Source organism: Halopenitus sp. H-Gu1 (assembly GCF_041821145.1).
In the GTDB taxonomy this organism is placed as follows: domain Archaea; phylum Halobacteriota; class Halobacteria; order Halobacteriales; family Haloferacaceae; genus Halopenitus.
The window spans coordinates 1-12,065 of sequence record NZ_JBGUBC010000029.1 but is presented as its reverse complement, the minus strand read 5'-3'; the positions used below and the strand labels follow the sequence as shown (position 1 = coordinate 12,065).

Below are 12,065 nucleotides of genomic sequence, written 5' to 3'. Positions count from 1 at the left end.
TAGGTGAACCTAAAAACATGACGTCATCGGATCCGTCACGCGATCGAGACGACGCCGAACGTGCAGAACGACGATCCGTCAACGGACGACCCGGTAATCGACGATCCACCGAACCAGGAACCAGCGATCGACGACCCACCGATCGACGGACGTTCCTCGCGGCCGTGAGCGCGATTACGGCCGGCGGCCTTGCGGGATGTACCGGGAACGGCAACGGTGGAATCGGCAACGGAAACGGGAACGGAAACGGCAACGGCGACGATTCCGGCTCCGACATCGGCCAGATCGGATCGGGTCGGGAGGGACGGGAGGCACCCGGCGGAACGTCCATGGACGAGATGCCCGACCTGGAGGGTGAACTCACGATCTACTCGGGCCGGGGCGAGTTCCTCGTCGGCGAACTCGTGAACTACATCGACGACCGCTATGACGACTTCACCGTTGCGGACAACGTTCGATACGGAAACTCGACCGATCTCGTCAACCAGATCATCACCGAAGGCGAGGGTACGTCGGCGGACGTCTTCTACTCCGTCAACGCCGGCGCGCTCGGCGCGCTCGCCGACGAGGGGCAAGCCGCGTCGCTGTCGAGCGACCTGACCGAGATGGTCCGTCCGGAGTTCCACACCGAAAACTGGATCGGGACTTCCGGCCGAGCCCGGTCGGTTCCGTACAACACGGACGCCCTCTCGGAGGGCGATCTCCCGACCGATATCATGGCCTACCCGGAGGAGTTCGACGGCGACCTCGGCTGGGCCCCGCGGTACGGGTCCTGTCAGGCGTTCGTTACGGCCATGCGGATCCTGGAGGGAGAGGAGGCGACCCGCGAGTGGCTCCAGGGCGTCCTCGATGCGGGGATCCAGGAGTATCCCGACGAGTTTGCGGCCTGTGAGGCGATCGCCGACGGCGAGATCGACGCGGGATTCACCAACCACTACTACATCCAGCGCGTGCTCGACGGAAGCCCCGAGGCACCGATCGCAACCGCGTTCACCGAGGGCGACGCTGGAGCCGTTTTCAACGTCGCAGGTGCAGCGGTGGTCGAGGGAACCGACGACCCGACGCTCGCGGAGAACTTCATTCGGCATCTGCTGTCGGCCGAGGCGCAGGACTACTTTGCGACGTCGACCTTCGAGTATCCGCTCATCCCCGAAGTCGAGCCGGTCGGCGACCTGCCGACGATCGACGAACTCGACGTCCCGGACATCGACCTTACCAAGCTTTCCGATCTTGAGGCGACCGTCGATCTGATGCGCGACGTCGGCGCTCTCTGAGACAGGACCCTATCCACCCGTGTCGAACCGCATCCGAATCGTGTTCGAACGAATCCGAGCCATCCTCACCCGCGTGCTCGCGGTCGGCGAGCAACGGCTTCGTCGGGTCGTCCCCGAGACGTGGCTCGCGGTCGTGGTCGCCGTTCTCTCGGCGCTCGTCGTCTTCGACGTCGCCTCGACCGTCTTCGCCTACCATTCGAGCAACCATGACGAGGCGGTCTATCTGCTGCAGGCCGCGATGCTACTGGAGGGGCAACTGGAACTGCACGCCGGCGAACTAACCGACGCGTTCCGCCCGTGGTTCTTCATCGAGGACGGCGGCCGGCTCTACCCGAAGTACTCCCCGGTTCCGGCCGCGATGTACGCGGTCGCGATGGCGCTCGTCGGCGAGCCTCGAGTGACGCTGGCGGCGATCGCGGCCGTCAATGCCTTCCTCGTCTATCGGCTCGCCTCGATGGCGTGGGACCGTCGGGCTGGCGTCCTCGCGGCGGTCGTCTTCGCGGCCGCGCCGCTTTCGATCGTCACCACGTCGGTTTTTCTGCCGTACGCCCCGACCACCGCATTGAATCTCGTGTTCGCGGTAGCGTACCTTCGGAGCGTTCGCGACGGGTCGATCCGGTGGGGCGTCCTCGCCGGGATCGCGATCGGGATCGCCTTTTTCGCGCGACCCTACACGGCCGTGCTGTTCGCGGCCCCGTTCATCGCGCACGCGGGGATCACCGTCATCGCTGTGGCCGAACGCGAGCATGTCGTCGATCGCATTCTCGACCGCAACCCGGGCGCGCTACGGTGGGGATCGCTTCCCGTGTCGATCCGTCGAACCCTCGCTACCGCCCTGTTCGGGACGCTGTTCGTTGGGATCGCGTTCGCGTACAACGCGCGGATGACCGGGTCGGCGACGACGTTCCCGTACGCGGCATTCGCGCCGCTCGACGGACCGGGATTCGGCCGTCGACGAATACTCGATCACTCCGTGGTCTACACGCCCGAACTGGCTCTTCGTGCGAACGGGTACGTTCTGTGGTACTTCCTGACACGATGGTTCACGGCAGGGGCACTCGGAAGCGCCGTCGCCGCCGGGGGACTGGCGGTTGCGGTCCGAAGATGGATCCGATCGTGGCCACCGACGAGCGACGAGGACGGGATCGTGAGTCGGAGCCTGGCTCCCGACCAGCGTTCGATCCGGGGAACTGCAGGTCGACTGCTCGCGGGGCTGTTCGTAACGATCCCGGCGGGCAACTTCGCCTTCTGGGGGAACTACAACGTCCTCGCGACGATGAGCGATCCGACCGACGGGATCGTCTCGCAGTTCGGGCCCATCTATCACTTCGACCTGCTCGTTCCGCTGTCGGTGTTCGCGGCGATCGGCGCCGTCGTGGGCTGGCGTCGACTTCGGAAGGAGGTTCGCGACCGACTCGGGCCAACGGGGGTGGGGCTCGATCCGGATGGGCCAGGCATCCGTGCGAGTCTTGCAGTCCTGGTTCTGGCCGGCGTCCTGCTCGCCGGGGGTGCGAATGCCGTCGTCGTCTCCGACCCGATCGAACGCAACGCTGCCCATACCGACAAGTACGAGACGGCCTATGAACCGATCGAGGCGACGGATCTCGAAAACGCGCTCGTCTTCCTCCCGACGCCCTACGGAGAGTGGCAAACCCACCCCTTCCAGTACCTTCGCAACGAGCCGGGGTTCGACGGACCGGTCGTCTACGCCCTCGATCGCGAACCGGAGGAGGACTTCGCCGTGCTCGACGCCTATCCGGACCGGAATCACTATCGCTACACCTACCGGGGCGAGTGGACGCCGAACCCCGATCGATACGTCACGCCCCTGTTGGAATCGCTCGAACTTCGCCGCGGTGAAGTCATCGAGGGCGAGACGACCGTCGGGATTCCCGACCGAGTCGAGCATGCGCGGATCCGCCTCGAAGGGGCGGACGGAACACACGCGGGCTATACTGTAAGCGATCCGGAGGGATCACTCGTCGTTCCCTGGCGAATGGACCCGGAGAACGTGAGGCTTCGAGAGGCCGACTCCAGGGCGGACGACACGACCGTTCCGATGCCAACGGACGCCGGCACGGTCGCTCTCACGGTCACGGTGATACAGCCGGACGGGGGGACGCTTACCTACCGACAGGAGATCGCCGTTCGAGTGATCGAGGGAGCCGAGGACATCAAAAGCGGCGACACCGGGAACATCGAAAGCGCCGAGGCCGACGGATCCGCCGTTGAGGTCGTCTGGCCACCGGAGCGGACGGTGTGTCGCCTCGCAAGCGACTGCGGGAGGGAGGGGACGTACCTTCCCGATGATCCGGCGGCCCACCTCGAAAACGTGAACTTCGAGACGACGGTTTCGGCCCGGGATCGGTGAGCGATGGAGCACAACAGCTATATCCGAGAAGTCGGTCGGTTGGATCGATCGGATGTCGCCCCCACAGGACGAGACGCCCGTCGACGGTCGAACCGTCTCCCGCCGCCGCTACCTCGCCGGTCTGGCCGCCGGCTCCCTCGCCGGGATCGCCGGCTGTTCGGGGTTGCGATCGGGACCGCGATACGACCGCACCCAGGCGGGCTTCGATCCGGATCCGCTCCCCGGCGACCGGACGTATCCGGACGACGACGGCGTAACGATGTTCAGACGCGGGCTTCGTCGACTCGGATATTATCCCGATGCAACCGTGCCCGATTCGGTGACGGTGAACTGGCAGTTCCCGGCCAACTACATCGGCCACACGGCCGCAAAAGCGAGCCCACGCCCGACGCCGGACGGCGAGACGGTCGTGATTCCCGCCGATACGGGACTCGTCCACGCGGTTTCCCCGAAGGGGCGCCGGCAGTGGACGGCCCGGACGGGCGCGACGTCGCTCGGCATCCACGGCACGCCGACGATCGTCGACGGTGTGGCCTATATCGGCGGCTACGACGGCGACCTCTACGCGTTCGACGTCCGGACCGGCGAGCAGGTCTGGCGAACCTCGCGGATCGCCCTCGACGGCGCGATCGCGATCGGTTCGAGTCCGGCCTACTGGGACGGCGTCCTCTACGTCGTCGCCGAGTATAATAACCCGCCGGCGGGAACGATGTGGGCCATCGACGCCAAGACGGGCCAACCGCTCTGGAGCGACGACCGGCTCTGGGGAATGCCTCACCCCTCGACGTCCATCGATCCCGAATACGAGCGGATGATCACCGCCTCGAACGATGGGATCTGTTACTGCTGGGAGTTCCCCTCCCTCGAGTTGGAGTGGTCCTTCGAGACCGACGGGCACATCAAAGGGACGATTCCCCAGTACGATGGGCTCGCGTTCGTCGGCTCCTGGGACGGATTCTTCTACTGTCTGGATGTGGTCGACGGCACGGAGCAGTGGTCCTTCGAGACCGGCGAGATCGTCATGTCGAATCCAGGGGTCGATCCGGAGACGGGGATCATCTACGTGGGGAGCGACGACCGACACGTCCACGCGCTGGATATGGAGACCGGCGATCGGATCTGGTCGCGAAACGTCAACGGCAGCGTGATCGGGTCGCTCACGGTGACGTCGGATGCGGTGCTCGTTGGCTCCTACGACGGGAACCTCTACGCACTCGAAAAGGACACTGGCGAGGTGCGTTGGACGGTCGCGAACAACGGCCACGTCACGAGCGCCGCCGTTCCCCACGACGGCCGGATCTACTACGCCGAACGCGCCGTCCTCTCCGGGTACTGGGACGACGACGAGTCCACGACCGTCGAGGTCCCCGGCCACGCGTACTGTCTCGTCGAGGACGACTGATCGGAGACGACAACCGGAGTCGCCGAGACGTTTGAGCGAACTCGGGCGAGAACGTCCCGGAGATGCCGATCGGGAACCGAGGTCCCCGAAAACGGTAAACGGACGCACCGAGAACGCCGGGTATGGACGGATACATCGTCGATGAAGGGAATGACGAACTGCTCTCGCCGATCGTGGTGATCGCGACCATCGTGCTCGTGGGCGTGTTCGTGATCGGCTTCCTTTATCAGGCCATCTCGCTAGTACTGTAGATCCGAACGCGGTCGGAGTCCGAGACGGGAGGGATCGATCCCGGGAACGGACCATCCCGGAGGCGGGGGCGATCGAACCGGGACGGTTTTGCCGACATGCGACGAGACGGGAACGATGGACGAACGCGTACACGAACACGCCGCGGTGCTCGTCGACTGGAGTGCTCGGATCGAGGCCGGCGACGACGTGGTCATCGACGTCGACGAGGCTGCCCACGACCTTGGCGTCGCGGTCGCGAGGAAACTCGGCGAGCGAGGCGCAAACGTCGTGACGACCTATGGCTCCGAGGAGATAGAGCGCGCCCGTCTGAAGGGCCACGAGGAGGGTGACACGGGCGGGGACGAGGCGGAACCGCGCGGGTTCGATGAGGACCCGGATCACGAACTCGCGCTGTTCGAGGCGGCGGACGCGTACCTCCGGCTCGGCGGCGGTCGAAACACCACCGCGACCGCGGACGTCCCGGGCGAGATCCGCCAGGCGTACGCCCGGTCGCGACGGGGGATCCGCGAGGCCCGGATGGAGACGGACTGGGTCTCGACGGTCCACCCGACGCGAAGCCTTGCCCAGCAGGCGGGGATGGCCTACGAGGAGTACCGGGAGTTCGTCTACGACGCCGTACTCCGCGACTGGGAGGCGCTCGCCGATGAGATGGCGATCCTGAAGGAACTCCTGGACGACGGCGAGACGGTCCGGATCCGCTCGGAAGGTGACGGACGACACCGAACGGATCTCACGCTTTCGATCGCAGGACGAACTGCGGTCAACTCCGCAGCCTCCGTGGCCTATGACTCACACAACCTCCCGTCCGGGGAGGTGTTCACGGCGCCCGCAAGCGCTGACGGAGGGATATTCTTTGACGTCCCGATGACGATCGAGGGAACGCGGGTGCGAAACGTCCGACTCCATCTGGAGGACGGCGAGGTGAGCGACTTCGAGGCGGAGACGGGCGAGGACGCGCTGGCGTCGATCCTGGAGATCGACGCGGGCGCGAGACGGGTCGGGGAACTCGGGATCGGGATGAACCGCGGTATCGACCGGGTTACGGATTCGATCCTCTTCGACGAGAAAATGGGCGGGACCGTACACCTCGCGCTCGGACGGGCCTACGACGCGTGTCTCCCGGCGGGCGAGTCGGGCAACGATTCCGCGATCCACACCGACCTGATCGCCGACGTGTCCGCCGCCTCGACCATCGCGATCGACGGGGAGATCATCCAACGGGACGGGACGTTCAGGTGGGAGAGCGGCTTCGAGGATGATCGGAGGGAATGACCCGGTTGACCGATCGGTTTCGGGCCTCAAAGGAGTTTCATCGGGGACTCAAGCAGGCTTCAATTAGGCTTCGCTGGAGCTTCGATGAGGCTTTGTCGATCCGGCACCAATCGCGGGCGTGAACGCGGCCGTCATCGTCGGACCGACGATCCTCGAGGGCGTCGCTGCCGGGGTCGTCCCCGTGGTGGGGACGATCGGAGGCGTTTCCACGGAAATCGTTACCGAAGCGGTCCTCGCGACCATCCCGACCGCGAACGCGCTCGTTGCGGCGGCGGCATCGCTCCTTCGAGAGGTGATCCCCCGGATCGTCAGGATAGCGGTCTTCATCACGCTCGGGGTCTATGCCGCCAATCTCGCGGTTGAGTTCGGACTGATCGAACGGATCGCCGGCGTCGCCGGCTACCTCACCCGTCCGGCGAACCTTCCCGACGAGGTCGGAACCGCGATTCTCACCACCGCCGCGTCGACGACGGCGGGCTACGCCACGCTCGCGGAGTACCGCGAATCGGGACTGTTGGACGATCGGGCCACGATCGTGGCCGTGATGATAAACACGTTCTTCGGGTTTCTTCAGCACGTGTTTACCTACTATGTGCCGGTCCTCATCCCGATTCTCGGGCTGTGGACGGGCGTCCTCTACGTCTCCATTCGAGCCGGGATCTCGTTGGCGATCACGATCTCGGGGGTCCTGATCGGCGGAGTGGTCCTCTCCTCGCGCAACGTCGACCGGTCCGCGATCGACGCGGCTGCAAGCGACGGGCACAATACGGGCCACGCGGCTGCAAGCGACGATCGGACCACCCGAGATCGGGCGATCGTGGCCGCGGAGCGTTCCTACGGAACGCTTTCGCGGATCGTTCCTCGACTCGTGATCGTCTATACGCTCGTGATCGCGCTCATCACCCACGTGGACGTGGAGGCGCTGACCGGGGCCGCGAAGCCGCTGACGGCTGTACTGGACCTCCCCGGTGCGTCGGTCGCGATCGTCGCCATCTACTCGCTCGATACGACCGCCGGCGCGGTCGCGATCGCGCCGCTCATCGGCGAGACGTTCACGCCCCGGACCGCGGTCGCGACGATGCTGCTCGGGGGGATCGTCTCCTTTGCGGTCTCGACGTTCAAGCGGTCGATCCCCTTTCAGTTCGGCATCTGGGGTCCCGAGTTCGGCACGAAGGTGATCGCGGTCAACACGGCGATGAAGCTCGTGTTCATCTCGATCGCGATCGCCGGGTTGCTCCTCGTGCCGTGACCCGGCCGACGTGTCGTCCCTTGGGGAGAGTCCGAATCCGATCGATCGACTGAGCAACCGAGCGTGAACGGTTGGATTCAAGTCCGCCCCGGGGCAACCGATGTGTATGCATCCAGGGGATCGCGTCCGCATCGAGCGTGCGGGCGTCACCAACGAGGGCGTGTTGATGCCCTCCACGACGGCCGACCGGCTCGTTCTCAAACTCGAGGGCGGGTACAACGTGGGAATCGACCGCGAGGCGGCGACCGTCGAGGTTCTCGAGACGGACGTCCACACGATCGACGAGGGCGACGACAGCGAACCCGGGTCGATCTCGGAGATCGACTTCGACGAGGAGCTCCCGACGATCTCACTCATCTCGACGGGCGGAACGATCGCCTCGACGGTCGACTATCGGACGGGAGCGGTCACCGCCCGGTTCGACGCCGAGGACGTGCTTCGGGCGGTTCCGGACCTCGCCGGCCGAGCGAACTACCGGGGGCGGGTCGTCGCGAACATCCTCTCGGAGAACATGGATCCATCGATCTGGCGCGAACTCGCCCGAGCGGTCCACGAGGAGATCGAGGCCGGCGCCGACGGCGTCGTCGTCATGCACGGAACGGACACGATGCAGTATTCGGCCGCCGCGCTCTCGTTCATGCTCGAAACGCCCGTGCCGATCGTGTTCACCGGGAGCCAGCGGTCGGCCGACCGCCCCTCCTCGGACAACGTGATGAACGCCGTCTGTGCCGTCGAAGCCGCCAAATCCGACTGCGCGGAAGTTCTCGTCTGTATGCACGCCGACGAGTCCGATCGAGCCTGCGCGCTCCACCGCGGCACCCGCGTGCGGAAGAATCACACCTCACGGCGCGACGCCTTCGAGACGATCGGTGCGAAGCCGCTCGGCGAGATCGACTACGCGACCGTGACTGCGGAAGGGACCGACGACGAACCGTCCCCGGAGGCGATCACGTTCCGCCGCGAGTACGACGAGCGGGATACGACCGATCTCGACATCGCCCCGGATCTCGATCCCGAGGTCGAACTCCTCAAGTTCACGCCCGGGATGGATCCCGCCGCCCTCGACTATCTCGAGGGGAAATCCGGCGTCGTCCTCGAAGGAACCGGACTCGGACACGTTACCACCGACCTCATTCCACGGATCGAGGAACTGATCGGCGACGGGACGATCGTGGTGATGACGAGCCAGTGTCTCGCGGGGCGTGTCTGTGATCGGGTCTACGATACCGGCCGCGACCTGCTTGATGCGGGCGTGATCGAGGGCGAGGACATGCTTCCGGGCACCGCGGCCGTGAAGGCCATGTGGGCGCTCGCGAACGCCAAGGATCCCGTCGAAACCATCCGGACCCCGATCGCCGGCGAGATCACCGCCGAGTCACGACCCTGGCAATGAGCGTGGTCGGCGGGATCCCGACCGCCGCTGTCGACGTCGTCGGCTCCGTCGCACCCTTCGAATCGATCGGTTCAATCACGAACTCCGACATACTGTTCATCGGGCTCCTGACCGTCCGTACCGGGCTGTATTACGCCGCGATCTACGGCGTCGTGATCGCAGTCGCGGCATGGATCTATCGGGACGCCCGCGATCATGGGATCGGATATCCGTCCCTATGGGCGCTCGCGACCCTCGTGTTGACGATCATCCCGGTCCTCATCTATCTCTACGTCCGCCGCCGGTCACGACGGACCGGCGACACTGGCGATCGATAGACGGCACCCACGGGATCCGCCACGGTGGTCCTGCTCTTCGTGTCCTCAGCCGGTTCGGTCACTCGATACCGTCCCGCGGCAACGCGATCACGGGGAGATCGCCTTCGGTGACGAGTTTCGTTCGGACGCTTCCCGACAGGAACTCGAGGAGCGGCCCGCCGCCGCGCGACCGGAAGGCGATGGCGGTCGCGTCGCGTTCATCGGCCGCGGCGTGTATCGTCGCCGCGACGTCGGTCCCGTAGTGGATCCCGGTCTCGATCGAAACGTCGTCGGCGTTTGCAAGTCCGCGGAGTGCCTTGAAAGCCGTCTCGGCGATCTCCGTTCGCTGTTCGACGCCCGCCTTGTCGATCTCGCCGCCGGCATTCTCGATGACGTGGATGACGAGGATCGTCGTCCGGGTGTCGATATAGTCCACGAGCGCGTCGTAGGTGTCGGCGGCATCCGCCTCGTTAGCGATCGGGACGAGAACGCGGGAGAGCAACTCCGTCATACTGTCACTTCAAATCCCAGCGATATAGTCTTGATCGGAGGGACCGACCGGACGATCGCCGATCGGTCGGGGCACCTATTGCCGACGATCTCGGGGGTCGTCTATTGCCGGCGATCGCGTGGGCCGTCCCTGCCGGCGATCGCGTGGGCCGGCTACCTGGCGTTCAAATGGCGGTCACCCATGCCCGGTAGTCGGAATCGAGTTCAAAGACCGTCCGAAACGCGTCCTCGAAGAACCCTGCGATCCGGTTTGGATCCGAGCGGGCGGTGATCACCACGTTCGTTCCCTCGGCGTCCTCGGGGCTAGTGAGCTCGTCGATCCGGAACTCCGGGAACTCCTCGAGAAGTTGCTTGAGACGGTCGAGTTCCGCGTCCGTGACGTCGAGGACGACCTCGGTTCCCGCGAGTTGGATCCACGGCGGAACGTCGCCGTCATCGTCGGTCGTATCGTCCTCCGGATCGACGTCCACGGTCATCACCGGGCTCGAACGCCGCCTGTGTGCGGTCACCGCATCCGCGAACAACTGTCGCCGTTCGGTCTCCGATGCGGCATCGAATCGCGTCATGTCTTCTGGTTGCCGGCCAGCACTAATAAGCCGGCGGTGAAGCCGGCGAGTCGACCGGACGATCGACCCGCAGACCTTTCCCCTCCGCCCGCAAGAAGCGGGTATGAACCAACAGGAGTTTGCCGCCCACATCGACCACACCGTGCTGGGTCCGGAGACGACCTGGAGCAACGTCCAAACGGTGCTCGATGCCGCAGAGGAGTACGGGATGAACGCGTGTATTCCCCCGTGTTACCTCGAGGGCGCGGCGGAGGTGAGTCAGGTGACGATCGCGACCGTGATCGGGTTCCCACACGGACAGTCCTCCGCGGCCTCGAAACACGATGAGGCCGTCAACGCCTGGAACGATGGCGCTGATGAACTCGACGTCGTGATCAACATCGGCCGACTGCAAGCCGGAGAAAGCGACGCGGTGGCGGCCGAGATCGCGGATATCGTCGCCGCGGTTCCGATCCCGGTCAAGGTTATCATCGAGACGGCGCTTCTTTCGGACGCCGAGAAACGGCGTGCCTGCAAGGCCGCAGTAGCCGCCGACGCCGACATGGTAAAGACCTCGACGGGATTCTCGGAGGGAGGTGCGACGGTGGCCGACGTCGAACTCATGAGCGAGTACCTGCCGGTGAAGGCTGCAGGTGGCATCGGGAGCTATGAGGAAGCGATGGCGATGATCGAAGCGGGCGCGGAGCGAATCGGCGCCTCAAGCAGCGTCGACATCGTGCGAGGACATCCCGAACAGTAGTCGAGTTTCCACGGACGATCCCTCCCGGAGAACCGGACCGCGGTTACTCGTGGACGATCGGAGTCGACCCCGCGGCGGTCACCACGACCACCGGGCAGTCGGCGTCCGATCGGACCGTTCCGGTCGTCGAGCCGAGGACGAACCGCTCGACGCGGCCGCTCGTCGGCGCGCCGAGGACGACCGCATCGTAGTACGCGGACTGTTCGACGATCTCACTCGCCGGCGAGTCGCCCTCCAGAAGCCAGGTGTCGATCCGTTCACACTCGCCGACCCGATCCTCGGCGGTCGACAACAGCGCCTCACTGGAGGCAGTCGGATCGGGCGCCCCGGTTGCATCGGATGTCCCGCTCGCATCGGACGTCCCGGTCGGAGCCCCATCGTCTTTCCCTTTCGATCCATCAACGGGGAGGACGTGGAACAGCTCAAGCCACGCGCCGCTTGCACAGGCGAGTTCAGCCGCGAGATCGACGGTGGCTCCCGAATGTGGTCCATCCCCGATCGCAACGAGGATCGAGGAGAGGCGATCCGGAGGAGTCACTCCGGATGGGAGCGTCCAGTCGACCGATTCCACGGTCGATATATCCTCGACGATCGCCGTCGCGTCGTCGACATCGAGGAGCGTCGAGAGATCAACGTCATCCGAGGACACGTCCCTGGGCCGCCCCCCATCATCGACGCCGTTATCGGCGTTCATACTGACCCTTCCGCGCTATCGGATAAAAAAGACGGGGTTCAATTGAG

The 12,065-nt window shown here is 65.4% G+C and carries 12 protein-coding genes; 9 read left to right on the top strand and 3 right to left on the bottom strand.

Annotation, left to right across the window (positions count from 1 at the left end):
- The first annotated feature begins 17 nt into the window (after positions 1 to 17).
- The 8 genes from ACERIT_RS14740 to ACERIT_RS14705 all read left to right on the top strand — a co-directional run bounded on the left by ACERIT_RS14740 (position 18) and on the right by ACERIT_RS14705 (position 9,530).
- Complete coding sequence (locus ACERIT_RS14740) at positions 18 to 1,274, top strand: extracellular solute-binding protein (RefSeq protein WP_373675621.1); 1,257 nt, start codon at positions 18 to 20, stop codon at positions 1,272 to 1,274.
- Between the two features lie 40 nt (positions 1,275 to 1,314).
- A complete protein-coding gene (locus tag ACERIT_RS14735) occupies positions 1,315 to 3,645 on the top strand; it encodes an ArnT family glycosyltransferase (RefSeq protein WP_373675620.1) in 2,331 nt (776 codons plus the stop codon).
- 52 nt (positions 3,646 to 3,697) lie between these two features.
- Entirely contained in the window at positions 3,698 to 5,047 is a 1,350-nt protein-coding gene (locus tag ACERIT_RS14730; protein WP_373675619.1) for a PQQ-binding-like beta-propeller repeat protein, read from the top strand.
- A gap of 122 nt (positions 5,048 to 5,169) precedes the next feature.
- Positions 5,170 to 5,298 (top strand): hypothetical protein, encoded by a 129-nt coding sequence (locus ACERIT_RS14725; RefSeq protein ID WP_373675618.1) that lies wholly within the window; start codon positions 5,170 to 5,172, stop codon positions 5,296 to 5,298.
- Positions 5,299 to 5,413: 115 nt separating this feature from the next.
- Positions 5,414 to 6,571, top strand: a complete 1,158-nt coding sequence (locus tag ACERIT_RS14720) for an aminopeptidase (RefSeq protein WP_373675617.1) — start codon at positions 5,414 to 5,416, stop codon at positions 6,569 to 6,571.
- Between the two features lie 241 nt (positions 6,572 to 6,812).
- Positions 6,813 to 7,820 carry a nucleoside recognition protein gene (locus tag ACERIT_RS14715; protein ID WP_373675633.1) on the top strand — a complete coding sequence of 336 codons (1,008 nt, stop codon included), beginning with the start codon at positions 6,813 to 6,815 and terminating at the stop codon, positions 7,818 to 7,820.
- Between the two features lie 106 nt (positions 7,821 to 7,926).
- Positions 7,927 to 9,213, top strand: a complete 1,287-nt coding sequence (gene gatD, locus ACERIT_RS14710; protein ID WP_373675616.1) for a Glu-tRNA(Gln) amidotransferase subunit GatD — start codon at positions 7,927 to 7,929, stop codon at positions 9,211 to 9,213.
- Positions 9,210 to 9,530, top strand: coding sequence for a hypothetical protein (locus tag ACERIT_RS14705; RefSeq protein ID WP_373675615.1), 321 nt, complete (start codon positions 9,210 to 9,212; stop codon positions 9,528 to 9,530). Before gatD ends, ACERIT_RS14705 begins: the two co-directional genes overlap by 4 nt.
- A gap of 58 nt (positions 9,531 to 9,588) precedes the next feature.
- Here the strand turns inward: ACERIT_RS14705 and ACERIT_RS14700 are convergent, their stop codons facing one another.
- The gene (locus ACERIT_RS14700; RefSeq protein WP_373675614.1) at positions 9,589 to 10,020 is read right to left on the bottom strand and encodes a universal stress protein; all 432 of its coding nucleotides are present in this window, start codon (positions 10,018 to 10,020) and stop codon (positions 9,589 to 9,591) included.
- Positions 10,021 to 10,183: 163 nt separating this feature from the next.
- On the bottom strand, positions 10,184 to 10,585 hold the full coding sequence (locus tag ACERIT_RS14695; RefSeq protein WP_373675613.1) for a hypothetical protein: 402 nt from the start codon (positions 10,583 to 10,585) through the stop codon (positions 10,184 to 10,186).
- Between the two features lie 103 nt (positions 10,586 to 10,688).
- On the opposite strand from ACERIT_RS14695, the gene deoC reads away from it, so the two are divergent.
- Positions 10,689 to 11,324 carry a deoxyribose-phosphate aldolase gene (gene deoC / locus ACERIT_RS14690; protein WP_373675612.1) on the top strand — a complete coding sequence of 212 codons (636 nt, stop codon included), beginning with the start codon at positions 10,689 to 10,691 and terminating at the stop codon, positions 11,322 to 11,324.
- A 43-nt stretch (positions 11,325 to 11,367) separates the two neighbouring features.
- Here deoC and ACERIT_RS14685 read toward each other — a convergent pair whose 3' ends face one another.
- Positions 11,368 to 12,018, bottom strand: a complete 651-nt coding sequence (locus ACERIT_RS14685; RefSeq protein ID WP_373675611.1) for a universal stress protein — start codon at positions 12,016 to 12,018, stop codon at positions 11,368 to 11,370.
- Positions 12,019 to 12,065: the final 47 nt, after the last annotated feature.

What these genes read in the sequence shown, in the direction of transcription:
- ACERIT_RS14695 (WP_373675613.1), bottom strand. Translation starts at nt 10,585, where the DNA reads ATGACGCGATTCGATGCCGCATCGGAGACCGAACGGCGACAGTTGTTC.
- ACERIT_RS14730 (WP_373675619.1), top strand. Translation starts at nt 3,698, where the DNA reads ATGTCGCCCCCACAGGACGAGACGCCCGTCGACGGTCGAACCGTCTCC.
- ACERIT_RS14725 (WP_373675618.1), top strand. Translation starts at nt 5,170, where the DNA reads ATGGACGGATACATCGTCGATGAAGGGAATGACGAACTGCTCTCGCCG.
- deoC (WP_373675612.1), top strand. Translation starts at nt 10,689, where the DNA reads ATGAACCAACAGGAGTTTGCCGCCCACATCGACCACACCGTGCTGGGT.
- ACERIT_RS14740 (WP_373675621.1), top strand. Translation starts at nt 18, where the DNA reads ATGACGTCATCGGATCCGTCACGCGATCGAGACGACGCCGAACGTGCA.
- gatD (WP_373675616.1), top strand. Translation starts at nt 7,927, where the DNA reads ATGCATCCAGGGGATCGCGTCCGCATCGAGCGTGCGGGCGTCACCAAC.
- ACERIT_RS14705 (WP_373675615.1), top strand. Translation starts at nt 9,210, where the DNA reads ATGAGCGTGGTCGGCGGGATCCCGACCGCCGCTGTCGACGTCGTCGGC.
- ACERIT_RS14685 (WP_373675611.1), bottom strand. Translation starts at nt 12,018, where the DNA reads ATGAACGCCGATAACGGCGTCGATGATGGGGGGCGGCCCAGGGACGTG.
- ACERIT_RS14720 (WP_373675617.1), top strand. Translation starts at nt 5,414, where the DNA reads ATGGACGAACGCGTACACGAACACGCCGCGGTGCTCGTCGACTGGAGT.
- ACERIT_RS14700 (WP_373675614.1), bottom strand. Translation starts at nt 10,020, where the DNA reads ATGACGGAGTTGCTCTCCCGCGTTCTCGTCCCGATCGCTAACGAGGCG.